Source organism: Shimia sp. R9_1, from assembly GCF_017743775.1.
In the GTDB taxonomy this organism is placed as follows: Bacteria; Pseudomonadota; Alphaproteobacteria; order Rhodobacterales; family Rhodobacteraceae; genus Shimia.
Genome location: NZ_JAGHRN010000001.1, coordinates 260,298 through 285,112 on the forward strand (window position 1 = coordinate 260,298; position 24,815 = coordinate 285,112).

The 24,815-nt window shown below is 59.4% G+C and carries 20 protein-coding genes and 1 tRNA gene; 3 read left to right on the forward strand and 18 right to left on the reverse strand.

Annotation, left to right across the window (positions count from 1 at the left end; translation table 11 throughout):
• Positions 1-133: 133 nt before the first annotated feature.
• The 10 genes from dnaG to J7399_RS01355 form a co-directional block, all read right to left on the reverse strand.
• Positions 134-2,107: a DNA primase gene (dnaG, locus tag J7399_RS01310; RefSeq protein ID WP_209060746.1), complete on the reverse strand. Its 1,974-nt coding sequence runs from the start codon at positions 2,105-2,107 to the stop codon at positions 134-136.
• A 25-nt stretch (positions 2,108-2,132) separates the two neighbouring features.
• Positions 2,133-2,480, reverse strand: coding sequence for a hypothetical protein (locus J7399_RS01315; RefSeq protein WP_209083686.1), 348 nt, complete (start codon positions 2,478-2,480; stop codon positions 2,133-2,135).
• A gap of 35 nt (positions 2,481-2,515) precedes the next feature.
• Positions 2,516-3,061, reverse strand: coding sequence for a sarcosine oxidase subunit gamma (locus tag J7399_RS01320; RefSeq protein WP_209083688.1), 546 nt, complete (start codon positions 3,059-3,061; stop codon positions 2,516-2,518).
• Positions 3,054-5,981, reverse strand: coding sequence for a sarcosine oxidase subunit alpha family protein (locus J7399_RS01325; protein ID WP_209083690.1), 2,928 nt, complete (start codon positions 5,979-5,981; stop codon positions 3,054-3,056). The genes J7399_RS01320 and J7399_RS01325 overlap by 8 nt, the downstream gene beginning before the upstream one ends.
• Positions 5,978-6,265, reverse strand: coding sequence for a sarcosine oxidase subunit delta (locus J7399_RS01330; protein ID WP_209083692.1), 288 nt, complete (start codon positions 6,263-6,265; stop codon positions 5,978-5,980). Before J7399_RS01330 ends, J7399_RS01325 begins: the two co-directional genes overlap by 4 nt.
• Positions 6,262-6,807 carry a hypothetical protein gene (locus J7399_RS01335; RefSeq protein ID WP_209083694.1) on the reverse strand — a complete coding sequence of 182 codons (546 nt, stop codon included), beginning with the start codon at positions 6,805-6,807 and terminating at the stop codon, positions 6,262-6,264. The genes J7399_RS01330 and J7399_RS01335 overlap by 4 nt, the downstream gene beginning before the upstream one ends.
• Before the next feature lie 39 nt (positions 6,808-6,846).
• Positions 6,847-8,103 (reverse strand): sarcosine oxidase subunit beta family protein, encoded by a 1,257-nt coding sequence (locus J7399_RS01340; protein WP_209083696.1) that lies wholly within the window; start codon positions 8,101-8,103, stop codon positions 6,847-6,849.
• Positions 8,104-8,256: 153 nt separating this feature from the next.
• Positions 8,257-9,150, reverse strand: coding sequence for a hypothetical protein (locus J7399_RS01345; RefSeq protein WP_209083698.1), 894 nt, complete (start codon positions 9,148-9,150; stop codon positions 8,257-8,259).
• A 155-nt stretch (positions 9,151-9,305) separates the two neighbouring features.
• Positions 9,306-9,902, reverse strand: a complete 597-nt coding sequence (locus tag J7399_RS01350; protein WP_209083699.1) for a DUF6151 family protein — start codon at positions 9,900-9,902, stop codon at positions 9,306-9,308.
• 4 nt (positions 9,903-9,906) lie between these two features.
• The gene (locus J7399_RS01355; protein ID WP_209060771.1) at positions 9,907-11,337 is read right to left on the reverse strand and encodes a Glu/Leu/Phe/Val dehydrogenase; all 1,431 of its coding nucleotides are present in this window, start codon (positions 11,335-11,337) and stop codon (positions 9,907-9,909) included.
• A gap of 327 nt (positions 11,338-11,664) precedes the next feature.
• On the opposite strand from J7399_RS01355, the gene J7399_RS01360 reads away from it, so the two are divergent.
• The 3 genes from J7399_RS01360 to J7399_RS01370 are packed head-to-tail and all read left to right on the forward strand — an operon-like array spanning position 11,665 to position 14,621.
• The gene (locus tag J7399_RS01360) at positions 11,665-13,512 is read left to right on the forward strand and encodes a pilus assembly protein TadG-related protein (RefSeq protein ID WP_247742691.1); all 1,848 of its coding nucleotides are present in this window, start codon (positions 11,665-11,667) and stop codon (positions 13,510-13,512) included.
• Positions 13,509-14,045, forward strand: a complete 537-nt coding sequence (locus tag J7399_RS01365) for a TadE/TadG family type IV pilus assembly protein (RefSeq protein WP_209060773.1) — start codon at positions 13,509-13,511, stop codon at positions 14,043-14,045. The genes J7399_RS01360 and J7399_RS01365 overlap by 4 nt, the downstream gene beginning before the upstream one ends.
• Before the next feature lie 3 nt (positions 14,046-14,048).
• Entirely contained in the window at positions 14,049-14,621 is a 573-nt protein-coding gene (locus tag J7399_RS01370; RefSeq protein WP_209078068.1) for a TadE/TadG family type IV pilus assembly protein, read from the forward strand.
• Positions 14,622-14,660: 39 nt separating this feature from the next.
• Here J7399_RS01370 and J7399_RS01375 read toward each other — a convergent pair whose 3' ends face one another.
• The 8 genes from J7399_RS01375 to J7399_RS01410 all read right to left on the reverse strand — a co-directional run bounded on the left by J7399_RS01375 (position 14,661) and on the right by J7399_RS01410 (position 24,815).
• Entirely contained in the window at positions 14,661-15,158 is a 498-nt protein-coding gene (locus tag J7399_RS01375) for a hypothetical protein (protein WP_209083700.1), read from the reverse strand.
• Positions 15,159-15,234: 76 nt separating this feature from the next.
• Positions 15,235-16,278 (reverse strand): aldo/keto reductase, encoded by a 1,044-nt coding sequence (locus J7399_RS01380; protein WP_209083701.1) that lies wholly within the window; start codon positions 16,276-16,278, stop codon positions 15,235-15,237.
• 174 nt (positions 16,279-16,452) lie between these two features.
• Positions 16,453-18,828 (reverse strand): PAS domain S-box protein, encoded by a 2,376-nt coding sequence (locus tag J7399_RS01385; protein WP_209083702.1) that lies wholly within the window; start codon positions 18,826-18,828, stop codon positions 16,453-16,455.
• A gap of 273 nt (positions 18,829-19,101) precedes the next feature.
• Entirely contained in the window at positions 19,102-20,061 is a 960-nt protein-coding gene (gene speB, locus J7399_RS01390; protein WP_209083703.1) for an agmatinase, read from the reverse strand.
• Between the two features lie 112 nt (positions 20,062-20,173).
• A complete protein-coding gene (locus J7399_RS01395; RefSeq protein WP_209083704.1) occupies positions 20,174-22,069 on the reverse strand; it encodes an acyl-CoA synthetase in 1,896 nt (631 codons plus the stop codon).
• Positions 22,070-22,295: 226 nt separating this feature from the next.
• On the reverse strand, positions 22,296-24,089 hold the full coding sequence (locus J7399_RS01400; protein ID WP_209083706.1) for an ABC transporter transmembrane domain-containing protein: 1,794 nt from the start codon (positions 24,087-24,089) through the stop codon (positions 22,296-22,298).
• A 164-nt stretch (positions 24,090-24,253) separates the two neighbouring features.
• Positions 24,254-24,327, reverse strand: a tRNA-Gly gene (locus tag J7399_RS01405).
• Between the two features lie 86 nt (positions 24,328-24,413).
• Positions 24,414-24,815 (reverse strand): RidA family protein, encoded by a 402-nt coding sequence (locus J7399_RS01410; RefSeq protein WP_209083708.1) that lies wholly within the window; start codon positions 24,813-24,815, stop codon positions 24,414-24,416.

The window sequence follows — 24,815 nt, forward strand, 5'->3', positions numbered from 1 at the left end:
CCTGCAAGTTCGGGCTGAAGGTGATTCGCTAGCGTCGAATCAACCGTTACACGGGGTGATTCGCAACCCCACAAAGCCCGTTTTCTTCATCTGTTGCTCACAAGGTAGAATCGACACCCGACTCGCGCGGAAATTATCCGCGTCGAGGTGGCTTCCCGCCCCGTGAAAAATCAATGTTTTCAGCCAGCGCATCCAGCGCCGCGCGTTCCTCTCTGTCGATCGGCGCCCCGTTGGCTCCGACCGCATAATCGCCGCCTTCTTCGTCCTGACTTGAGATTTTGGCCTTGTTGCTGTCCTCTGCGGCCTGTCCCAATCGCCACGTTACAGTTTCATCTGTCAAAGAATGCGCTTCTTCTTCCGCCTCTGCGATCTCCTGCCGTAAGCCACGTTCAGCTTTCAACTTGTTGAGTTCTTCTCTCAAGGTTTTGCGCGCAAGCGCTGTGTCGCCAGCACGAAGAACTGCAGGGGTAATCGCCACATGGGGTTGGCGCAGCAGGTTTTCAACCGCCTCCGGCCCAAGATATCCCTCAATATTGGCCCGCGGGTCCGGCGTGTTGGCAAATTGCATCAGCGCATCGCGCATCCGGGCGTTGTCCTGATCCAAACAATCCATGCTCTCGATTTCATATTCGAAATCATCCAGCATCTCAGGTGTCATCAGGGCCACCGCCAGCACCACGGCCTCGCGCACCCGCTGTTCCACCGCACCTTCGCTGGCGGCCAGCATCGAGACTTTGGTGCGCGCCTGTACCGTCGGTTGCGCGTTCCAGCGCCCGCGCTGAAAGCCGCCACGCTTGCCACCACCTGCCCCGCCGCCGCGCTGGGGCCGGAAGAGCTGAAAGCGCAGCTCTTTGATCGCATCGCCATAGTGGCTGCGGATTGACGGGTCCTGGATCAGTTTGATCTTTTCACGCAGTGTCTTGTCGAGCGCCGCCTTCCGCTCCGGGCTGTCAAAAATCTTGCCCTCAATCTCGCGCTGCCACAGCAGGTTGACCATGGGCATGGCCCCATCCAGCACCTTCTGCACCGCGCTCGCCCCTTTGGCGCGGATCAGATCATCCGGATCCTGCCCCTCAGGCATGATCGCGAACCGCAGGCTCTTGCCGGCCTCCAGCAGCGGCAGCGCCAGATCAATCACCCGCATCGCGGCACGCAGCCCTGCCTTGTCGCCATCCAACGCAATGATCGGCTCATCTGAAATGCGCCACAAAAGCTGCAGCTGGTTCTCGGTCACTGCGGTGCCAAGCGGCGCGACAGACGCGCCAAACCCTGCCTCACTGAGCGCGATCACATCCATGTAGCCTTCCGCCACAATCAGCGCCTGCCCTTTGCCGGCGGCCTCACGCGCGGGGCCGTGATTGTAGAGGCTGCGCCCCTTGTCAAACAGCTCGGTTTCAGGCGAGTTCAGATATTTGGCATTGTCATTGGGGTCCATCGCGCGACCGCCAAAGGCGATGCATTTGCCGCGCGCATCCCGAATGGGAAACATGATCCGATTGCGGAAGGTGTCATAAGGCTTGCCGCCCTTGGTCGAGGGTTTGGCAAGCCCGGCACCAAGGATCAGATCCGGCGCGACGCCTTTGCCGGTCAGATGATCCCACAGCCCCTGCCAGCCCTCCGGCGCAAAACCGATGCCAAACCGGTCGCGCGCCTCCTGAGACAGCCCGCGCCCATCGAGATAGGCCCGCGCCGCGCCGCCCGCTCCGGTGTTGAGCATCAGCCGGAAATGCTGTGTGGCCATCTCCATGACCTCAGCAAGCTGCGTGCGCCGATCCGCCTTTTGCTGGGCCTGAGGATCGCGTTTGGGCATCTGCATCCCGGCCTCTTCGGCCAGAATTTCCACCGCTTCCATGAAGCTGACATTTTCCGTCTCGGTGACAAACTTCAGTGCGTCACCCTTGGCGTGACAGCCAAAGCAATAGTAATAGCCTTTGCGGTCATCCACATGAAAAGACGCCGTTTTTTCATGGTGAAACGGGCACGGCGCCCACATGTCACCCTTGCCCTGATTGGATTTGCGCTGATCCCACATAACCTTGCGCCCCACCACTTGCGTGATGGAGGTGCGGCTGCGCAGTTCATCGAGGAATCCGGGTGGCAAAGACATGGGTCAGATCACATCAGACAGAGGGTCAGTTGGAAACGGACTTCTGCAATTCCTGTATCTGATCCCAATTGTCCAGACACTGCTGCTCAATCTGTGCGCCCAAATCGATCTTTTTGAGATCGCGCCGCTTCGCCTCATACACAATCGGGGCAAATTGCGGGATCGCCACATTGTAGCTCTCAGGCCAGCTCGGGTTGTTGGCCTTCAGATGCTCCTGCAGGTCGCGCTCTTTCACGCGGTTCAGACGGGCCTCCTGAATGGCTGTCATCACCGCGCCCTGATAACCGCAGACCTCTTCTTTGTTGTCTGCCGCAAAGGCCGCTGTTCCCATCATCGGGCCCAACGCCGCAAACGCCAAAATATACCGGACCATCCCCACTCTCCTGAATCACTTCTGATCCGGTGAGATTACCCCCGTGCTCCCAAGCTTTCCATCGCTGTTATGAGCTCGTGAACAAGGGTTTTGGCCATCGAGCGGAACGCCATGATCTGAAAGCTGCTGTCGCCGACCCGCGTGATCGACACGGTCATATGCCCCAAAAGCGTGCGCACAGTGTGCCCGCGCTTAAAGCTCTGGGGTCGCAGGTCCACCGGGACAAGCCGCGCCAGCACATCGGCACCCTGCTCTCCTTCCAGCCTCACAACCGCCCAAGCATCGCTCTGATCTGTCACCGCCGCGAGCCCGCTCAGATCTGCCGCCAGCGCAGGCCCCATCAGAAAGGCCTGCCCGCGCCCGCTCCAGATCAGCCGCTCGCCAGCCCGTCCCGTGCTGCGGTTGGGTTTGGGAAAGCTCAGCTTGTGGGTCGCCATAAGCGCCTCATCAACCGCTGCCGCCTGCCCTGCCAGTGGCGCAATCGAGGTGATTTGGCCTGCCTCAACCTCTTCAATGCGCATGTCGCCAACCCGTTTGGGCAGCAGGCCTTCACAGGCGGATTTTGCTTTCAATTCAATCACGCAACCGCCCTCCATCAGCATCAAAAAACACCGGATCGCAGACCTTACAGCGCGCCGTGACGCCCCGCAGATGATCCACCATCATCACCTCCTCACCATGACGCGCGCGCCCATTGCGCAAAAACGCCAATCCAAGGAAGCTTTCCAGCGTCGGCGAATAGCCCACCGAGGTGGTGTAGCCCTGCTCGTTTTGCCGCACAGGCTCCGCCTCAGGCGCAAACAGATGCGCCCCCGCCGTCAACTGCTTCACCGACCCCACCGGCATCAGGCCAACCAGCTGTTCACGCTCCTCGCCCCAAAGCCCGGGCCGTTCGCTCATGGTTTTGCCGATGCAGTCTTTCTTCTGGCTCACCATGCGCTCCATGCCGATGTCAAAGGCCGTGACCCGCCCGTGAATTTCCGCATGGGTGATAAAGCCCTTTTCGATGCGCAGCACGTTCAGCGCTTCCATGCCATAAGCCCCGCCGCCCAGCGCCTCGGCTTGGGTCAGGAGCGCGTCAAACAAGCTGGCACCATAGCGCGCTGGTACGGCGATTTCATAGGCATGCTCCCCGCTGAAAGAGATGCGGAACAGGCGCGCATCAACCCCGCCAATCTGAACGGAACCGCAGGCCATGAAGGGGAAATCGCTCTCCTCCAACGGCGCATCCAGCACCTCATTCAGCAGCGCGCGCGCCTTTGGTCCGGCCACCGCAAACTGCGCCCATTGCTCTGTGGTGCTGATCATCGCGAGATCCAGCTCCGGCCGCAGACATTGGTGCACATATTCCAGATGGCGCATCACCGTGCCCGCAGCTGCGGTCGTGGTGGTGATCACATAGTGGTTTTCCCCCATGCGCGCGCAGGTGCCGTCGTCCATCACCGTGCCGTCTTCGCGCAGCATCAGCCCATAGCGCACGCACCCCGGCTTCAATGTGCTCATGGTGTTGGTGTAAACAAAATCCAAAAACGCAGCTGCATCAGGGCCTTGCACGTCGATCTTGCCCAATGTGGAGACATCACAGATGCCCACCGCGTTGCGCACCATGGTGACCTCGCGATCGCAGCTTTCGCGCCACTTCACCTCTCCGGCGGTTGGGAAATAGCTTGGGCGGTACCAAAGCCCCGCCTCAATCATCAGCGCCTTGGCCGCGATGCTGGCCGCATGGCTGGTGGTGAAACGCTCCGGCGCAAAGCCTTTGCCCTGCGCCCCTGCGCCCATGGCGGCAATCGTCACCGGCACGAACGGCGGACGATAGGTGGTGGTTCCGGTTTCGGGAATGCCCCGCCCGGTCACATCCGCCAGAATGGCAAGTGCGCCGATGTTGGAGTTTTTGCCCTGATCCGGTGCCATACCCTGCGTTGTGTAGCGCTTCATATGCTCAACAGACTGGAAATTCTCCTTCGCCGCCTGTTTCACATCCTTCACCGTCACATCGTTCTGAAAATCAAGCCAGGCGCGTCCGCTGCCTGCGACGGCCCAATGGGCCTTCAGCGCGTAGGGGGCATCTTCTGCCTCCGGTGTTGCCACCTCAGAGGCATCAAGCCCCAGCTCTGCCAGCACATCGCGCGCCGCTGCCGCGCCTTCTGTCAGCGCACCATGGGTCGAGAATGTGCCCTGACAGGCCCCCGCGGTGCGCAATCCCGGGATTGCGCCGGGCACCGGCACAAAGCTCTCGATCTGTCGGCTCCATTCCGGCCGCCCGTTCATATGACAGGTCAGATGCAGCGTCGGGTTCCAGCCGCCGGACACCGCCAGACAATCGGTACGAATTTTCTCCTCACCGCTCACCGTGCGATAGGTGATGCTTTCCAGCGCTCGCCGACCGCCCGCGTTGCAGACCTCAGCCCCCGGGATCACGCGATAGCCCTCGCCCTCCGGCCCATCATGGCGCGTATCCAGCACCGCCGCCACATGTGCCCCGGCCCGGATCAGATCGCGCGCGGTGCGGTGGCCATTGTCGTTGTTGGTGAAGAGGGTGATGGCCTTGCCCGGCGCCACGCCATAGCGGTGCAGATAGGTGCGCACCGCCGCCGCGCCCATAATGCCGGGGCGGTCGTTGTTGCGAAAGGCGATGGGCCGCTCAATCGCTCCGGCACAGAGCACGGCGCCTTTGGCCACGATCCGCCAGAAACATTCGCGGGGTTTGTCGCTACGCGCAGGACCATCTACGATCCGCTCCAACGCGCCGTATGTGCCTTGGTCATAAGCCCCCGTCACCGTGGTGCGTGTCATCAGCCGCACATTGGGCATCGCCGCCAGCTCCGCCACCGCCTCTGCAGCCCAATCTGCGCCCGGCATGCCGCCGACCTCTTCGTCCTCACCGTTGAGCCGCCCGCCCATGCGCATATCTTCATCTGCAAGGATCACATCGGCCCCCGCGCGCCCTGCGGTCAGCGCCGCCATCAACCCCGCAGGCCCGGCGCCAATCACCAGCACATCGCAGAACGCATAGGCTTTCTCATAGCGCTCTTCACAGTTCCGCCCACTCAGCGCGCCAAGCCCCGCCGCGCGACGGATCATCGGCTCATAGAGCCGCTCCCAAAAGGCGCGTGGCCACATGAAGGTCTTGTAGTAGAACCCCGCGCCCAGAAACGGTGCCGCCAGATCATTGACGGAGAGCAGATCCATCCCAAGTGTCGGCCAACGGTTCTGGCTGAAAATCTCCAGACCCTGCCGCGCCGGGATCATTGTGGCGCGCAGATTGGGCTCCTGCCGGGAGCCACGCCCCAAGGTGACCAGCGCATTGGCCTCCTCAGAGCCTGCCCCCATAATCCCGCGCGGCCGGTGATATTTAAAAGAGCGCGCCACCAGCTTGATATCATTGGCCAAAAGCGCCGAGGCCACGGTGTCGCCCTCAAAGCCACTGACCGGTGCGCCGTCAAACTGGAAGGTGACCGGTTTGTCGCGGTTGATCTGCCCCTTGCCCGCAATCCTCATGCTTCCGCCTCCTCTTGGAGCGCCTGTTTGGCGTCGCGGGCCAGCGTCACATCGTAGATCTCATGGGTGAGGGTGTTGCGCCGTACCACAAGCCACGCCCCACAGCCCGCCTCATGCTGCCACAGATCGCGGGTCTCCCCCGCTGGGTTGTCACGGTTGTGCAGATAGTCATCCCACACCTCATCGCTGGCCTCCGGCGAAGGCCGCTGGAGCGCCACCGCGTCCCCCATATAGTAAAACTCGCGCCGGTCACGCGCGCCGCACACTGGACATGTCAATCTCATTTGCTGTCCCCCGTATCGCCTGGGCCCTCTTGCGGCGGCACCCCATCACGCACCAGAAGGGCACGTACGCCCGCACATTGGCGCGCATCTGCCCGGTAGAGTTTGTATTTGACCGCTTGGTCTGGTTTCTCCGCCAAATCTACCGCGCCACCACAGCTGCCGGTTTGGCCAACCATAAAGTAATTTGTCTGAATGGTGATGGCGTCGCCCGTGTCCCGTACGACTTGGAATCGGCCTCCGTCACAATCGACCACGCAGGTCGGACCACCTTCAAACTCATAGCACAATGCCGATTGATCCAGCACCCGCCCCGCATGGCGTGTGCCTGCCACATGGCCTTGCGCGGCAAACCCGACCTGCATCATGGCAGATTTGTTTTCAAACTGATTTTGGTAAACCCAAAGCTGCATCCAATCCACAACCTGCTGGGGTTGCGATGCCAGATGCGCGTCTGAATAGTCCCGCACATAGCAGCCCTCAGGCAGCCCATCCGCCAATGCAGGTCCAGCCAAAAGCGCAGCGGTCAGAGCCATCTTTTTCATTGCAGTCTTCATTGCTGCCCCCCTCAGTCTCAAAATATTTCAGTGCAAATTGTGCTGAGAGCCTGTGCCCTCTTCATCCATGATCCCAACCCCGGTGCGGAAGCGATCGAGTCGGAACTTTGCCGCCACCTCATGGTGCTGATCCGTGGCCATCAGATGCGCCATGCACCAGCCCGAGGCCGGCACCGCCTTAAAGCCGCCGTAGTTCCAGCCGCAGTCGATATAGAGCCCCTCGATGCCCTCCATCTTGTCGATGATCGGAGAGCCATCCGGCGTCATATCCATGATCCCGCCCCAACTGCGCAGCACCTTGGCTTTGCCGATCATCGGCATCAGCGTCATCCCCGCCTCCATGACATGCTCTTTCATCGGCAGATTGCCGCGCGCCGCATAAGAGGCGTAAAAATCGAGATCCCCACCAAAGACCAAACCGCCTTTGTCAGACTGGCTGATATAGAAATGCCCCATGCCAAAGCTGATCACATGGTTGATCACCGGTTTCAGCCCTTCGGTCACAAAGGCCTGCAGCACATGGCTTTCCACCGGCAGACGCCGCCCCGCCATCGCCGCCACCTGACCAGAGCGTCCCGCCACAATGATCCCCACCTTCTTGGCGCGGATCGCGCCGCGCGTGGTCTGCACACCTTTGACAACGCCACCTTCGATATCAATGCCGGTCACTTCGCAATTCTGCACCAGATCGACACCCCGGTCTGATGCGCCCCGTGCATAGCCCCAGGCCACCGCATCGTGGCGCGCGGTACCGCCGCGCGGATGGTACAGCCCGCCGTAGATCGGGAACCGCGCCTGTTTGAAATCCAGATAAGGCAGATGTTTGCGCACGCCTTCACGGTCCAGCAGGATCGCATCATCGCCCTGGTTGACCATCATATTGCCGCGCCGCACAAAGGCATCGCGCTGCCCATCACTGTGGAACAGATTGATCAGCCCGCGCTGGGAATGCATCACATTGTAGTTCAGATCTTCTTCCAGCCCTTCCCAGAGCTTCAGGGAATGGGAGTAAAACTCGCTGTTGCCCTGCAGGAAGTAGTTCGCGCGCACAATCGTGGTGTTGCGCCCCACATTGCCACCACCGAGATAGCCTTTCTCAAGCACTGCAACATTGGTCAGCCCATGGTTTTTGGCGAGGTAGTAGGCAGTGGAAAGCCCATGCCCACCACCACCGATGATCACCAGATCATATTCCGGCTTGGGCTCTGCATCCTGCCAATGGGCCTGCCAGCCCTTATTGCCGCGCAAACCTTCCGCGAGCACTTTCAGCCCTGAAAACCGCATGATCCGCCCCCCTGTTTCGTCACATCTCTCTGGCGCACAATACCGCCGCTACAAGCCAAGACGTGTCTCTGCGCACACATCCTCAGCCCGCATGAGCGTACCATGCGGCGCAAGATTTTTGATTGCAATCAAGGATGTCCTTACTGCGACGTTTCAGAACGCCAGCGACACAGCAATGCCCAGCAATGGCGCAGTGTCATAGCTCTCTTTGCGCACCGTGGTGCCGGTGGCATTTTCCACCTCCAACTGCCCGTCAAATTCCGCTCCGGCAAAGACCGCAAAGTTCATCGAAGGGCGTGGCTTGTAGTTGAGGCTCACCACCACCGGCACGCTTGTGTCTTCGCCCGCGCCACCGGGTGTCGCACCGCGATCTGACAGCGCAAAGCGATTGCTCTCCCGCCGTGCCGAAAGCGTCACCCCCCAGTCGTCATCCAGCGCATAGCGCAAAGACAGCCCCGGACCCTGCGAGGCCCCAAGCGTCGGCCCGGTCGTAAGACTGAACCGGTCAGAGATCTGCCAGTCAAGCAGCAGCGCAGGAAAGACATCGACATCCTCACTGCCCACGCCCTCAAAGGCGCCGATGGCAGGGCCAATCGTCAGCCGGTCATTCAAGGACCAGCTCACACCGGCAAAGGCCCCTGCCGTCACGCCGTCATCTGATCCCGCACCGGTTTCTGCGCGCTCCCGCAGCGTTGGCGCCACAAACCAGTTCATGCCATTGCGGTTGCGGCCCGCAAAGGTCAGCGACAGGCTGTTCTCCCGGATGCGCCCCCAGGGGGCCGCTGTGTCAAAGTCATAATCGGTCTGCCCAAGCGTTGCTGACAGGCCAACGCTCAACCCGTCGGAGCGCCGGTTGAACGACCCAAGCCGCAGATATCCCCGCTCCGCCGAAAACGCGCTGCCGGAGGACAGATCAGAGTCGCCTTGTGAGAGATAAGCACTTTCAAGCTGAAACACCCAACCTTCCGGCGCGGCCTCATTGCCCTGCGCAAACGTCTGAGACGCCAAACAGGCCAAAACGGCAATGGTGCATGATGCTCGGATCATTTCAGGTCACAGTCTCCATAAGCCCTTTAGAGGCTCTACGCATGGTTCAGTACGAAAGATCAGTCTGCTGGGCTTAGGATAGCACAGTATCGCTAAAATATTAATAAAAGTGATAAATCCTGCGTGAACACAGGGGCGCGGCCTTACGAGCCCCCCTAAGGCGTGGCGGATTTCCGCTCTTCTTTGGTCAGCACACGGGGTGTCACCACCGGCGCACCGGCGGTGTCAAACAGCGGCGTCTGCTTCACCTGCCCCCGCATCAAAGCGCTGAAGTGGCGGGCCAGCACCTGAAACCCCGCACGGTTGAACCCGTAGTCGCGCAACCGCTCCGCGCCCATCGGCGCATCCTGCGTGCGCACAACCGCAATCACCTTGCCAATGGCCTTGGCAACCTCAGCGCCCTGCATCGCCGGAACCCAGATCCCGACAAAGGCCAGCTTGGTGTGCGGCAGGCAATTGAACAACGGCGTGTCACAACACCCCGCGTACCAGCGCATCAGACCTTTGGGCGACAGCCGCAAGCAGGCCAGATGCTCTTCCCCCTTGGTGATCTGCAAATGCGCAGGGGTGGTCTGGAAAATGTCGCTGCCGCCGCGCGGCAACAACTGTTCTTCTGCGCCCAGCACGCGCGCGGCGGTTTGGCAGTCCGTGCAGTGACATTGCACATGTGAGCCCATACGCGGGCTCACATCTTTGAGCACGGCACCAAACCGGCCGCAGCGGCACCCGATATCCAGATCGACGGGCGCCATGCGCTCAGAGACCCTTCGCGCGGTAGCTGGCGGCCACTTTCTCGATCGAGACAAGATAGGCGGCGGTGCGCAGATCTTCCACGTCATCACGGGAATGCCAGACATCCCGCATAGACTGATAGGCAATCCGCATGGTGTCATCCAGACCAGAGCGTACCAGCTCCAGCTCGCCCGCCCCGCGCAGATACTTCTGCTTGAAGCCATCGGTGAGCTTATACTGACCGCCCAGCGCGGCGCTGATCTGTTCCAGCTCATCCACCACCAGCTGGTGACGTGCTTCTTCCTGACGGCGCTGCATCCGGCCAAAGCGGATGTGGCTCAGGTTTTTGACCCACTCAAAGTAGGACACAGTCACACCACCGGCGTTGGCATACATATCCGGAATGATCACAGTACCCTTTTTGCGCAGAATGTCATCTGCCCCCGCGGTGATCGGACCGTTGGCGGCCTCGATGATCAGCGGAGCCTTGATATTGGCTGCGTTCTCAAGGTTGATGACCCCTTCCAGCGCCGCAGGCACCAGAATGTCACAGTCTTCCTCAAGGATCGCCGCGCCGTTCTGGGTATAGCTCGCATCCGGGAAGCCGGACACACCGCCGTGCTTGGACAGCCACTGCTGCACCGCATCCACATCAATGCCATCCGGATTGTGCAAAGCGCCGTCGCGCTCGATGATGCCAATGATCTTGGCGCCATCTTCCTCGCTCAGGAATTTGGCGGCGTGATAGCCCACGTTGCCAAGCCCCTGCACAATCACGCGCTTGCCATCCAGAGATCCGGTCATACCGGCTTTCTTCACGTCAAGCGGATCACGGAAGAACTCGCGCAGCGCATATTGCACGCCACGTCCTGTAGCCTCGACCCGGCCGGAGATGCCGCCAGCGTTGAGCGGTTTACCGGTCACACAGGCGCGCGCGTTGATGTCCGTGGTGTTCATGCGGGCATATTGGTCCGCCATCCAGGCCATCTCGCGCTCCCCGGTGCCCATATCTGGCGCCGGAACGTTCTGCGAGGGATGGATCAGGTCGCGCTTGGCCAGCTCATAGGCAAAACGGCGCGTGATCTGCTCCAGCTCATGTTCGTCATATTTGCGCGGATCAATCCGCAGGCCGCCCTTGGAGCCGCCAAACGGCGCTTCCACCAGCGCGCATTTATAGGTCATCAGCGCTGCCAGCGCCTCAACCTCATCCTGGTTCACACCCATCGCAAAGCGGATACCGCCTTTAACGGGTTCCATATGCTCGCTGTGAACCGACCGGTAGCCGGTAAACGTCTGGATCTGCCCGCGCAGGCGGACACCAAACCGCACCGTATAGGTCGCGTTGCAGACCCGGATCTTTTCTTCCAGCCCGGGCGGAAGGTCCATCAGAGCCACCGCTCTGTTGAACATCAGGTCGACACTTTCCCGAAAACTCGGTTCTTGAATTGTGCTCATCTTTTTCCTCCCGACAAGCAAACGACTGCGACTCACCGTCACACCAATCGACTTAATCAAGAGTTAGGCGATAAGTCGGCCCGTGACGATAGAGGAATCCATGTCACAGTTGCGTGTCAGGGATGTTTTCAGTTCGGAAACAGAACACCGGTCAAATCAAAGACTGTATCCAAACCCTTACTGAAAAACAAAAAAACCTGCCTCAAGGCCGCATTAACCACCCGTTTAGGCCCCAATTCCGCCCCAATCTGCTTGGATAAGATCCTTGGCGCAAACCGCGACTCCGGTGGGAACTCCATTTTGATGCGTCGATACGAGGTGAGTAATATGAAACAGTTTACAGTCCGCAAACGGCGCACCAAAAGTCCCGGTCCAAGTGCCGGAAATCTGGGGATAATCACCCGTTTCCGCAAAGAGGAAGACGGCGTGATGGTCGGATTCGCCGTTGTGCTGGTCATCATGATGGTGATGATTGGCGGCCTGGGCGCCGACATCATGTTGGCAGAAATGAAACGCACGCGCCTGCAGCACACGCTGGACCGCGCCGTTCTGGCGGCCGCCGACATGGATCAGGAACGCGCGCCCGATGCGGTGGTAGAAGACTACTTTGACAAATCCGGCGTCGAATATGACAGTGTTTCGACATCTTCAGAGATCACGCTGAACCACCGCAAGGTCAGCGCCTCCGCCACCGTGCCCACGGTCCTGCGCAACAGCCAGGTTGGCGCGCGCTTCAAACGGGCCTGGAAAGGCGACGGCGAAGCCAGCGGCTCGTCGGCCGGAGAGGGCTCCGCTGATCAGCTTACCGACGCGACCAGCAGCACGCAGGATATCGGCAAAATCACCGTTTCTGCGACCGGCACCGCGATCGAAAGCATCGGCAACATCGAAATCTCTATGGTTCTCGATGTGTCCGGTTCGATGAACAGCAACAACCGCTTGACCAACCTCAAGATCGCGGCCCAAGAGTTCATCGACACCATGGATGACAACACCGAAGACGGCACATTGTCTGTTTCCATCGTGCCCTACGCAACGCAGGTGTCCATTCCTGACGAAGTCATGGCGGAGCTGAACACCACGGGTGAAAACGCCTATTCCAACTGCGTGAACTTCACCAGCGGCGACTTTGCCAATACAGAAATCTCGCCGACGGCCACGTACCAGCGCACCATGCACTTTGACCCGTGGTATCGCTATGACAACCGCGATGCGACGCCGACACCGGTGAACAGCTTGCCCGTCTGTGAGTTTGACAGCGGCCGTGAAGCCATTGTGCTGGAAAGCGACCGCACCACGCTGAAAAACTACATCTCGGCTCTCACCGCCCGCGGCAACACCTCTATCGACGTTGGCATGAAATGGGGTACCGCGCTGGTGGATCCGTCCTTTGAACCGATTGCGGCCAACCTGATCGAAGGTAGCCACATCTCCAGTGGTTTCGCAGATCGCCCTTATGAATACGGGACCAACGAGTCCCTGAAAGTGGTGGTTCTTATGACCGACGGTCAGAACACCAGCCAGTACTATATCAGAGACGACTACCGCTCAGGCGAGTCCAATGTCTGGTACAACGAACAGGAGGACTTCTACTCCGTCTATGTTGGCCAGGATGTGAACGACCAGGACTACGACGGCATCACCTCAGAGCCGCTGTTCTACTGGCCCTCGACCTATGAGTGGAAGAACTGGGCTTACGGTGAAGGTGTCTATGACAAGACCGAAACCAGCTGGGAATGCAGATCATACTACTGGAACGGTTCTTGCCGCCGCTATCGCCAGGTCACCACGACAGTTACCGTGAACGAGCCGGGTTCTGCAGAAGTCATCACATATCCTGACCTCTGGTCTTACACCACCAGCCGCTGGATTGCCGAGTATCTGTACCGCCCCTTCATGGGCTCCAACGCGGCCTACAACGACTGGCACTACGGTGTGCGCAGCTCCTTCAAAACGTCCCAGAAAGATGCGCGGACACGCGAAGTCTGTCAGGCGGCCAAAGATGCGGGCATCATCGTCTTCACCATCGGCTTTGAAGCCCCGTCAAACGGTCAGGCCGTGCTGAAAGACTGCGCCAGCTCCGACAGCCACTACTTTGATGTGAACGGTCTGGAAATCCGCAATGCCTTCGCAACCATCGCAACATCTATTCGCCAGTTGAGGTTGACCCAATGATCCGGAGACTTGCAAATCTGCCCCGCGCGTTCCGTCGCGACGAAGACGGCAGCACCACAATTGAATTTGTCATCATGGTGCCCTTCTTCATCGGTCTGTTCCTCTCCTCAGTGGAGCTTGGCCTGATGACCCTGCGCTACTCCTATCTGGAGCGCTCTCTGGATATGGCGGTGCGTGACATCCGCCTCTCCACCGGGTTCACCCCAAGCCATGACGAACTGGTTGCACAGGTCTGTGAACGGGCCTCCATCATTCCAAACTGCGAAAGCAACATGAAACTGGAAATGGTGACCCGTGATCCGCGCAACTATGTGTCGATGGATGAAAACACCATCTGCACCGATCGTTCCGAAGCCACCCAACCGGTCACCCGGTTTGAGGACGGCGCTGAAAACGATCTGATGGTGCTGCGCGCCTGCGCCAAGGTCACACCTATCTTCCCAACGTCGATGATCGGATCGGCGCTGCACAAAGATGACGCCGGTGATTACGCGCTTGTTGTCATGAACGCCTTTGTTCAGGAGCCTCGTTAAGCCATGAATATTCCATCTGTTTTCCAGCTCATCCGAGATTTTCGCAAAGACACGCGCGGCAGTGTCGCGGTGGAGACCGTGATCATGTGGCCGGCCCTGTTCCTCGCTCTGATGGCCATGGCCGTGCTGTTTGACGCTTACCGCGCACGCTCCACCACGGAAAAAGCCGCCTTTGCGGTGTCTGACATGCTGTCACGGGAAACCGCCGCAGTGGACTCCAGCTACATTGACGGTGTGCACACCCTGTTTGAAGAAATCTCCACTCTGCGTGGCGAGCAGGAGATGACAGTGAGCCTCGTGTCTTGGGACTCAAACACCAACGCCCACGATCTGGAGTGGTCGCACAGCACCTTGCCGTCACGCACCCTGACCGATGCGGATCTGCCCGAGCTTGGTGAGAACCTGCCAACGCTGGTGCCGGGGGAAAGCCTGATTGTGGTGCAAACCTTTGGCACCTACGCACCGCCGGTGATCATGAAGCGCTGGTGGGGCGATGATTGGGACGGCTTCCCGATGAACACCTTTGTGTTCACTCGCCCCCGCTTCGTGGCGAACCTCGCCTGGAACGGCGCCTGATCCACAGGCAGTTCAGTGCAAAACAATTTGAAAGGCGGCTCAGATCTCTGAGCCGCCTTTTTCCACCAGCAGCGCTTCCAAAATTTGCGCCATCGATTTGGCTTCGGAGCCGGGGGTGACACCGCCGATGCCAACGCGCTTGCCCAATGCCCACCACAGGCCCGGCTGCCAACGGCGGGTGCGCGATGTTTTCAGCACCACCGTGAACCCGTTGGATGGTTTCAGATCAAACATCCCGCGCTTCACCGCCGCAATATCGTTCAGAGGCGCAATCACCTCGCCACTGTCGGTCGCCATCCCTGCGCGGGTGAGCTGAATGGTGTTCTCTGTTGCGCGCCGTGTGCTCTCCGCGAGCCACAAAGACAGCACGCCCAAGACCAGCAGGAAGACCTGCCAGATCAGCGCTGGCGACGTGGCCAGCGCCAAATACACAAGCAAACCACCCAACAGGGCCAATGTGCCAATGCCAAACACCCGGCGCGGGCCGGAGGCTCGGATTGTGGCCAGCACTTCGGTTTCATCAGTTTGAGGAAGCATCTTCTCAGTCATCCTTTGTCAGAAACGCAGACCCCGAAAAACTTGAGCGCCGGGGTCTGCGTTTCAAATTTAGTGGTTAGTAGGGCATCGGGTGCGCGCGGTTGGCCGCGTTGATCTCTGCCAGAACCTCATCGCTCAGCGTCACCTCCGCGCTTTTGAGCAGATGCTCCAGCTGCGGCAGCGTGGTGGCCCCAAAAATAGAGGAGCACATGAACGGGCGCTGCACCGTAAAGGCCAGCGCCATATGCACCGGATCAAGCCCATGTTTGGCCGCAATATCCAGATAAGCCTGCACCGCATCAAACACCCGCGGGCTCACGCGCCCGCCCAGATCTCCGTTGATCGCCTTGCGCGATCCTTCCGGTGTCTGGCCGTTCTGATACTTCCCAGTCAGCAAACCGGTCGCCAGAGGGGAAAACGCCAGCAGCCCCACATCTTCGTTCAGGCACAGCTCCGCCAGATCAGTGTCAAACATCCGGCACAGCAGCGAGTATTCATTCTGGATCGAAGCCACACGCGGGGTGCCTTTCTCCTCGGAAAACCGCAGCCACTGCGCGGTGCCCCAGGCGCTTTCATTGGAGAGACCAAAGGCCCCGATGGTGCCGCGGTCGACCTCCGCCTGCAGCGCGTCCAGCACCTCCTCCATGTTTGCCAACGTCTCGGCCTTGTTCTGGGCGGACGGATCATATTCCCAGTTCTGGCGGAACATATAAGAGCCACGGTTGGGCCAATGCAGCTGATAGAGGTCGATATGCTCAGTTTGCAGCCGCTTGAGCGATCCTTCCACCGCCGTGCGCACCGACGCGCCGGTGATCGGCGCACCATCGCGGATGTGCTTCACCCCTGCCCCGCCGTGTTTGGTGGCCAGCACCCAGGCCTCCCGGCGTCCGGTCTTCGCAAACCATGTGCCGAGAATTTCCTCGGTGCGCCCCTGTGTCTCCGCGCTGATCGGGTTCACCGGATAAAGCTCAGCCGCGTCGATGAAGTTGATGCCATGGTCCAGCGCCATATCCATCTGCGCATGGGCGTCAGCCTCGTCGGTCTGGGTGCCAAAGGTCATTGTGCCAAGGCAATATTCAGAAACAGAGCGGCCCGTCCGGCCAAGCGGGTTCATTTTCATGGGGGGATCCTGTTGGAAATCGCGTTGGCGCGACATTAAGCCTTGGCGCGCGGGTTTCAAGGGGCCCACGCTTTCTGCTCCTGCAAAGCGCACAGGCAGGGACGCGCAAAGACGCCGCGCGTCCTGCCGCAAGTGCTCTCATGTTCTGCTACTACTCTGCTGCGCTGCGCGCCCTTAGGCGCTGATGCTGCCTTGCTGCACCATTGACGCGTCGCCGCCCTCACCCTCGACCCGTTCCAGAATGGCAGTAATCAACGCCTTCTTATTCACCGGCTTGGAAATATGCGCGTCGCAACCCGCATCCTCGGCCTGCTGGATATGTTCGCGCATGGCATTGGCCGACAGCATCAGGATCGGCATGCGCGGCAGGCGGCGTATTCTCTCCTGCACCCGGATTTCCCGTGTCGCCTCAAGGCCGTTCATCTCTGGCATCATCATATCCATCAAAACCACATCGGGCTTCCAGGAGTGATACAGCGCCACCGCCTCTTTGCCGTTGTTCGCAAAGGCCGTCTCACAGCCTGTGACCTTCAACAGCAGCGCGACGATTTTCTGGTTCGCCTTGATGTCCTCGGCAATCAGAACCCTGCGCCCTTTCAGACTGCCGGCGAATTTCTTGGCTGGCGCTGATGCGACCAACTTGGGTTCCGCTGGCTGTGCCCGCCGCAGCGGCAGCTCCACAAGGAAGGCACTGCCTTCTCCAGGCGCAGACACCACCGACAGGCGGCCACCCATCTGGCGCGCAAGAGAGGAGCTTATCGAAAGGCCAAGTCCGGTGCCGGAGTAGCCCTCGGTGCTGTTCCGGCCCTTTTGGTCAAACCGGTCAAACTCATCCGTTTCGGTGCGCGTCGGAAAACCCACGCCGGTGTCTTTCAGGGTGATCTGCAAAGAGGCGGTTTCGCAATCCGCCACACAACGCAGGCGCGTCGTGATCGCCCCCTTGGACGTGAACTTGACCGCATTTGACGCCAGATTGGACACGATCTGACGCACGCGCATATCGTCTCCCAAAACCGGAATGCTGGCCTGCGGGTCAATATCCACATGAAAGGCCACACCTTTGGCCTGCGCCGCCTCCGCATGGGGGGCCACCGCGCGCTGCAGCATGTCCTCCGGCGAGAACGGATGGTTCAGCAGCTCGCTTTTGCCCGCTTCGATCTTTGAGAAATCCAGAATGTCCGACATCTGACGCTCCAGCACCTTTCCGCTGTCAAAAATCATCTGGATGAGTTTCTTGTCCTCATCAGACAGGCCCGGTTTATCCAGCAACCCATCTGCAACACCGACAATCGCATTTAACGGTGTTCTGATTTCATGGCTGATGTTTGCCAGAAACGCCGATTTGGAGAAGCTCGCTTCTTCGGCAGAGCGTTTGGCCTCATCCAGCGCCTCACGCCGCTCCACCTCTGCGGTCAGATCGTGGCCTGAGGCGATAATCAGCGTTCCATATACGCGGCTCTGCCACTCGGTGTGGCGCACATTGCCATGCCCGTCGATCAGCCTCAGTCGTGCCGGATTTGGTACATGCGGGTCAGGAGGGGACTGCTCAAAATTGGGCACCTCACCGTGATCTTCGGGCTGCACAAACTCCAGAATATCCCGCCCGATCAGCTCTTTCTCATTCATGTGCACCAGCTGACAGAAAGCATGGTTCACCTGCTGAATCCGCCCCGACTGATCAAAGATACAATGCGGCGCCATGGAAACGTCAAAGAAGTTTGACACCAGCTTGGAGGCTTCCACACGCTCGGTCACGTCAAAGCGGATCGAGAGGTATTTCTCCACTTTGTCGTCTTCGCCGCGGATCGGATAGATCAGCGTGTCCACCCAATAGAGCCGCCCGTCTTTGCGTCGGTTGCAAATCTCGCCGCGCCAGATCTGCCCTTTGGAAATGGTCTTCCAAAGATCGACAAAGAAGTCTTTGTCATGTTCGCCCGAATTCAGAACGCGGTGGTCCGCCCCGATCAGCTCCTCTTCGGAATACCCCGAAATATCGAGCAGCTTCTGGTTCACACTTGTGATCCGGCCCCGCCGATCCGCCGTGGCGACAATCGCCGCCTCATTGAGCGCTCTGCTAGCGTGCTGCAGCTCCAAAACAGACATCCCCTGCGGCGAGCTCAGATGCCGGGGCGCTTCAGTACCTTCCTGTTCTTCAGATATCTCTCTGAATGACCCGGCAATCGCGATCACCTTGTCCCCGGAAAAGACCGGCGCACAGACCGCCTGAACCCACAGTTTGCGGTTCCGCGCGGTGACGATCTGCAGCGTCCCATTCCAGGGCGTCCCTGCCGACAGCACGAGATCAAGCGCCTTCTGCACCCCCTCACGATACTCCGGCACATAAAACTCAATCGCCTTGCTCAGATCCGGCTCAAAATCCGGGGCCACCTCATGGATCTGCTTGGTCTTCTCGCTCCACCAGAGCGCCTCTCGCTGCAGGTCAAGACACCAGTAGCCAACACCCGTGGCCTGCTCCATCGCCTGCATTTGGACTTTTTGCATTTGAACGAGAACCGCAGTGTCGCTCTGCTTTGCAATGAAGTCTTCCATTGATTGTGTCTCCTCGCCAAATAATCCGGCGCACTAAGCCGATCCGCAGGGCGGCGCACATAGGACAATCAAGAGAGGAAGAAAATAGTTTAATGTGACTCTTAGATAATTTTTTAGGCGGTAATCGGCCTGATTTCCGACGCGCGCTGCGCCCCGTCAAAAACCCGCTAAGCGCGCGTAAAATCGTATAGCGCTAACGGCGCTCAGCTATAATATATAAGTATATTTCCTTGGGCTACATAACCTCAAGGCCCGCGCTTTGACCACTGCAATTCAACCCTGATCACGCGCTGCAAACACGAATCCCAACAGGTTCAACAGCACCTGTGCTGCCAAGATCGCAGTCGATCCGCTCTGGTCGTAGTCCGGGGCCACTTCCACCAGATCGATGCCCACCACCTCATGGCGTTTGGCCAGCACCTGCAACATCTCAAGCACGTCATAGTAGAGAAAACCGCCATGGCTCGGCGTGCCTGTGCCCGGCGCAATGGAGGGGCAAAACGCATCGATATCAATCGTCACGTAAACCCGCGCGCCCTCAGGGATCTGCGCTATGGTGCCTTCCGGCCCGAGCCTGCGCGCCTGACGCACGCTCAGGATCGAGCTGCCCATGGCCCGCGCATCGGCATAACCCTCCTTGGCGGTGGAGCTCACGTTGCGAATGCCCACTTGGGTCAGCCCGGTCACATAAGGTTTCTCCGCTGCGCGCCGCATCGGGTTGCCGTGGCCAAAGCGCACCCCGTGGCGTTCGTCCACAAAATCCAGATGCGCATCAATCTGCAGCACATGAATATCGCCCTGATCGTCAAAGGCATTGATGCAGGGGATGTTGATCGAGTGATCCCCGCCGATGGTTACGGGCAGCGCCCCCGCCTTCAGAGCGGCGCGGACCCCAGCTTCGATATTGGCATGGCTTTTGAACGTGTCAGTGTGCACGATGTCCGCATCGCCCATGTCGACGATCCGTACGCTGGCTGGCAGATAGGTCTCGTCTTCCTCATGGTCATAAGCTCCCGCGTGGCCAAAGCTGAACAGCGTCGAGGCCTCCCGCACCGCACGCGGGCCAAACCGCGCGCCGCTGCGCCATTGCGTGCCAAAATCAAACGGCGCACCAAGGATGGCCACATCCGCGTCCAGCGCGTCCCAATCGGCGACATAAGGCCGCTTACCAAAGGTCGAAATCCCCACAAACGGCAAATCCAGCCGCCCGCTCTCATACCCGTGTCCCGCCATCTGCCGCTCCCTCTGTCTTGTTACACCGGAGCGTGACCGCTTTTGCCCGCGGCGTAAAGAAAAAGGGTGCAGCCCGCGCCGCACCCTTTTGATTTTTCAAGAAACTCAGCCGTTATGCTGCGTCTTCGCCCAGCCATTCCCAGGCGTTGATGAAATCACCGAGCACTTTGCTGACATCTTCGTCAGAGGCGTCTCCGGTGCGCTTCACTTGAGCGATCAGACCGCGCTTTTTGTCGTCAATCACGTGGTCGATATGTGCAGGCACGCCGGCTTTGGTCAGCGCCGCATCATAGACGCGGGTGATCGCCGCCTTGCGCAGGTCCGGCTTAAAGATCTTGCCCACCGCCGTCTTGGGCAGCTCCGGCATGATCTCCACATATTTCGGGTGGGCGGCGCGCTCGTGCACATGCACCTTGGCATGTTCCATCAGAGCGTCCTTGGTCACGCTCGCCCCCTCAATCAGCTCCACATAAACGCAAGGCACCTCACCGGCATGGGCATCCGGCTGACCAATCGCGCCCGCAAAGGCCACGTCATGGTGCGCCAGCAGCGCCTCTTCGATCTCTGCCGGGTCGATGTTGTGACCGCCGCGGATGATCAGATCCTTGGCGCGTCCGGTGATCCAGAGATAGCCGTCTTTGTCAATCCGACCCAAGTCGCCCGTGCGCAGATATTTTTCATGATGATACAGGTCGGCGTTCTTATCGGCTTCCGTATAGGTGTTCCCCGCAAAGACACCCGGATTGGAGATACAAATCTCGCCGACCTCATCGGTTTCGCAATCCAAAGGGCCTTCCGGCGTGTTCTTGATGATACGCACATCCGTATACGGGAACGGCACACCTACAGAGCCGACCTTTTTATTCCCTGTTGGAGGGTTACAAGAGACCAGACAGGTCGCTTCGGTCAGGCCATAGCCTTCCACGATGTCCACACCGCAGGTGCTTTCAAACCGTTTGAACAATTCCATCGGCATCGGCGCAGAACCGGAGAAAGCGGTTTTCACAGATGAGATATCCGCATCCACCGGGCGCTGCATCAGCGCGGAAACGGCGGTCGGCACTGTGATGATGAAGGAAATCTTCCAACGCTCGATCAGCTTCCAGAAGTTGTCAAACACCCCTTCCCCGCGATAGCCCTGCGGCGTCGGGAAGACCACATGCGCACCAGAGCTGATGGCGGCCTGCATGATCACATGCACCGCAAACACATGGAACAGCGGCAGCGGGCACATGATGTTGTCTTTTTCGGTGAAGAGCAGACGATGGCCCAGCCAGCCATTGTAGACCATCCCGGAATAGAGGTGCTGCGCCACTTTGGGCATGCCAGTGGTGCCCCCAGTGTGGAAATAGGCGCCCACGCGATCCACCTTGCTGTCTTCAAAGTCCAGCGTGGTGTTGTGTTTAGCGAGTTCCTTGTTGAAGTCTTTGAAATCCGCATGGTGCGGGCCGCTCACCTTCGGACGGATCAAAGGCACAATCCACGACTTTGGCGGGGTCAGATATTTGACCAGATCAATTTCCAGAACCGTGTGCACATGCGGCGCGTGGCGCACGGCCTCGGCCACTTTCTGAGCCACATCGGTCTTTGGGAAGCCTTTGAGCGTCACCACAACCTTGGCGTCCGTTTCGCGCAGGATCGCAGAGATCTGCTCTGGCTCCAGCAGCGGGTTGATCGGGTTTGCGATCCCGGCAACCATACCGCCCAGCAACGTAATCAGTGTCTCGTTACAGTTGGGCAGCACATAGGCCACGGTGTCTTTTTCGCCGACGCCCAGATCGCGGAACATATTGGCCGCCTGTGCCGTCTTAGCGTGCAGTTCAGCCCAGGTCAGCGTCTCAGCTTTGTCTTTGGAACCAGAGAAGATCTGATAGCTTACTGCAGGGCGGTTTGGGAACTTATCCTTTGTTCGCGTCAGCATCTCAAAGATGGTGACTGGCAAGTCGCGGTCTTCCCACGCCTGTTCTTGTTCAATTGCCTTCAGATCAGCCAAAGACTCAAAGCTCATAGTACTTGTCTCCCCCCTGTTGTGGGTTTTGCCACACATGCCCCACACATGTGGCGGTCCTTCCTCGCGATCTCAACAAAAACACTCAGCACCCGCAATGAGGCCAGTTGAACGTAAGGTAAACCGCAACCGAAACGTTACGTCATGATCTCCCTATACGACTGGAACAGCACCACCAAACTACTTTTCGGAGTTAGTCCTTGCGGCGCAGCCTCATGCATGCAGCCTACGCTGCACCGGCCGTAAATTGAAGCCTCGCAAGTTTGGCATAAAGACCGCCTTCAGCCACCAGATCATCATGGCGTCCCTGCGCCACAATGCGCCCCTCTTCCATCACGATGATCCGATCAGCTTTCTTCACGGTTGCCAGACGGTGGGCCACGATGATGGTGGTCCGGCTCTGTGCCAGCTCATCCACCGCCGCCTGCACCAAACGCTCGCTTTCCGCATCCAGCGCCGATGTTGCCTCATCCAGCAGCAGCACAGGCGCATCACGCAGAATGGCACGCGCAATGGCGATGCGCTGTTTCTGACCACCGGAAATCATCACGCCACGCTCGCCAAGCTGGCTGTCATAGCCCTCAGGCAGTGCTGTGATGAAGTCATGCGCCGCAGCCGCCTCGGCAGCGGCTTCCACCTCAGCATCGGTGGCATCAGGGCGGCCAAAGCGGATGTTTTCCCGCGCGCTATTAGCGAATATCACCGGATCCTGCGGCACCAGCGCCATGTGCTGGCGGAACTGATCCCGTTGCAGCTCAGCCAGCGGCATACCGTCAAGCGTCACCTGTCCCTCTTTGGGGTCATAAAACCGCTGGATCATCTGAATGATCGTGGTCTTACCGGCCCCAGACGGGCCAACCAACGCCACCGTCTCGCCCGGAGCAATGGTCAGATCAACCCCATCAAGGGCTGAGACATTCGGACGGGAGGGATATTGGAAAGAGACATTGTCAAAAGTGATCTCCCCGCGCACCGGCGCGGCCAGCGCTTTGGGCTGTTCAGGGTCATTCACGCTGTCCTGCGCAAACAGCAGCTCCACCAGACGTTCCGTCGCCCCCGCCGCACGCTGCAACTCGCTCCAGATTTCAGAAAGCGCGCCCACTGCGCCCGCCACCATCACGGAATAGATCACAAACTGCACCAGCACACCGACGCTCATGCCTCCGGCCCGCACGTCACGTGCGCCCATCCAGAGCACGATCACAACGCCGGTGAAGATCAGAAAGATCACGATCATGGTCAGCAGCGCACGGGTGTTGATCCGCCGCATCGCCGCTGCCAGCGACAGGTTGGTCACCCGGTCAAAAGCGTCACGAGATTGGGCTTCATGGGTGAAGGCCTGCACGGTCTGCACCGACAGCAACGCCTCAGAGGCATTGCCGGAGCTCTCCGCGATCCAGTCCTGGTTCTCACGGCTCAGCTTGCGCAGGCGCCGCCCCAAAACGAGGATCGGCACAATGACCATCGGCACCACCAAAAGCACCATCAATGTGAGCTTGGTGGAGGTGTAAAGCATCAGCACCAGACCACCGAGGAACAACAGCATATTGCGCAGCGCGATGGACACCGAGGAGCCGATCACCGACTGAATAACGGTTGTGTCCGTGGTGATGCGGCTCAGCACTTCGCCGGTCATCACGTTCTCATAAAACGCCGGGCTCATGCCGATCACGCGGGCAAACACCGCCTTGCGGATGTCGGTCACCACCAGCTCGCCAAGGCGCGTCACCAGCAGATAGCGCAGCGCCGTGCCCACAGCGAGCAACGACGCAAAGCCCAGAGCGGCGAGGAAATACTTGTCCAAAAGCGCATCGCTTTCGGTGCCAAAATTGTCCACCACGCGGCGCACCGCCACCGGCAGCATGAGCGAGACCGAGGCCGTCAGCGACAGCGCACAGAGCGCCAGAAACGCCAGCACACGATAGGGGCGCAAAAACGGGCCCAACCCGCGCAGCGCGCCAATGTTCTTGCTTTTTGCGCGGTCCTGGTCAGTTTCCGCGGCTTGTGGCCGTCTTGCCATCTGTCGCCCTTACTCTGGCTGAGGTGTTAAGCGTTAGTGACCAAGGAGCGCCCAAGGGTCAAGCGGTCAAAACCGCTACCGCGACAATAGCACCCCTAGAAACACGGCAAAGCGGCCCACCGACGGGTGGTTTGGAGTGTGTTTTATCTGAGGGAGATTGACCTTGGAGCGGGTAGCGGGAATCGAACCCGCACCTTAAGCTTGGAAGGCTCTTATGATACCATTTCACCATACCCGCCCGAGGTCCGGTTGATGTATTTCAGCGATTTGGGGAGGTCAAGAGACTTCCCCCATCCAATCGAAATTTATCGCAGATTTTTTGTCTCAGCCCTGCGCGATATGCGCCGTGGCCTCGATCTCTAACAGCGCCTCATCCTCCAGCAGATCCGCCACAACAACCAGTGACATGGCCGGGAAATGGCGCCCCATCACGGAACGATAAGCGGCCCCGATCTCTTTTTGATGCGCCATATACTCTGCCTTGCTCTTCACAAACCAGGTGAGCCGCGCGATGTCACTTGGCGCACCGCCCGCCGCCTCCACAACGGCGCGAATGTTTCTCAAGATCTGCGTCATCTGGCCAATGAAATCGTGATATTCAAAGACCTTCTGACTGTTCCAGCCAATCTGGCCTCCGATGTGCAGCGTGCCATCCTCTGCCAGCATGCCATTGGCATAGCCCAGCGCCGGGGCCCAGCCTTCCGGATGTATCTCCTTTAACGCCAT

What these genes read in the sequence shown, in the direction of transcription:
- J7399_RS01325 (WP_209083690.1), bottom strand. Translation starts at nt 5,981, where the DNA reads ATGAGGATTGCGGGCAAGGGGCAGATCAACCGCGACAAACCGGTCACC.
- speB (WP_209083703.1), bottom strand. Translation starts at nt 20,061, where the DNA reads ATGGCGGGACACGGGTATGAGAGCGGGCGGCTGGATTTGCCGTTTGTG.
- J7399_RS01380 (WP_209083701.1), bottom strand. Translation starts at nt 16,278, where the DNA reads ATGAAAATGAACCCGCTTGGCCGGACGGGCCGCTCTGTTTCTGAATAT.
- J7399_RS01370 (WP_209078068.1), top strand. Translation starts at nt 14,049, where the DNA reads ATGAATATTCCATCTGTTTTCCAGCTCATCCGAGATTTTCGCAAAGAC.
- J7399_RS01315 (WP_209083686.1), bottom strand. Translation starts at nt 2,480, where the DNA reads ATGGTCCGGTATATTTTGGCGTTTGCGGCGTTGGGCCCGATGATGGGA.
- J7399_RS01400 (WP_209083706.1), bottom strand. Translation starts at nt 24,089, where the DNA reads ATGGCAAGACGGCCACAAGCCGCGGAAACTGACCAGGACCGCGCAAAA.
- J7399_RS01340 (WP_209083696.1), bottom strand. Translation starts at nt 8,103, where the DNA reads ATGCGGTTTTCAGGGCTGAAAGTGCTCGCGGAAGGTTTGCGCGGCAAT.
- J7399_RS01360 (WP_247742691.1), top strand. Translation starts at nt 11,665, where the DNA reads ATGAAACAGTTTACAGTCCGCAAACGGCGCACCAAAAGTCCCGGTCCA.
- J7399_RS01335 (WP_209083694.1), bottom strand. Translation starts at nt 6,807, where the DNA reads ATGAAAAAGATGGCTCTGACCGCTGCGCTTTTGGCTGGACCTGCATTG.
- J7399_RS01350 (WP_209083699.1), bottom strand. Translation starts at nt 9,902, where the DNA reads ATGGCGCCCGTCGATCTGGATATCGGGTGCCGCTGCGGCCGGTTTGGT.
- J7399_RS01355 (WP_209060771.1), bottom strand. Translation starts at nt 11,337, where the DNA reads ATGAGCACAATTCAAGAACCGAGTTTTCGGGAAAGTGTCGACCTGATG.
- J7399_RS01330 (WP_209083692.1), bottom strand. Translation starts at nt 6,265, where the DNA reads ATGAGATTGACATGTCCAGTGTGCGGCGCGCGTGACCGGCGCGAGTTT.
- J7399_RS01375 (WP_209083700.1), bottom strand. Translation starts at nt 15,158, where the DNA reads ATGCTTCCTCAAACTGATGAAACCGAAGTGCTGGCCACAATCCGAGCC.
- J7399_RS01365 (WP_209060773.1), top strand. Translation starts at nt 13,509, where the DNA reads ATGATCCGGAGACTTGCAAATCTGCCCCGCGCGTTCCGTCGCGACGAA.
- dnaG (WP_209060746.1), bottom strand. Translation starts at nt 2,107, where the DNA reads ATGTCTTTGCCACCCGGATTCCTCGATGAACTGCGCAGCCGCACCTCC.
- J7399_RS01395 (WP_209083704.1), bottom strand. Translation starts at nt 22,069, where the DNA reads ATGAGCTTTGAGTCTTTGGCTGATCTGAAGGCAATTGAACAAGAACAG.
- J7399_RS01385 (WP_209083702.1), bottom strand. Translation starts at nt 18,828, where the DNA reads ATGGAAGACTTCATTGCAAAGCAGAGCGACACTGCGGTTCTCGTTCAA.
- J7399_RS01410 (WP_209083708.1), bottom strand. Translation starts at nt 24,815, where the DNA reads ATGGCGTTAAAGGAGATACATCCGGAAGGCTGGGCCCCGGCGCTGGGC.
- J7399_RS01345 (WP_209083698.1), bottom strand. Translation starts at nt 9,150, where the DNA reads ATGATCCGAGCATCATGCACCATTGCCGTTTTGGCCTGTTTGGCGTCT.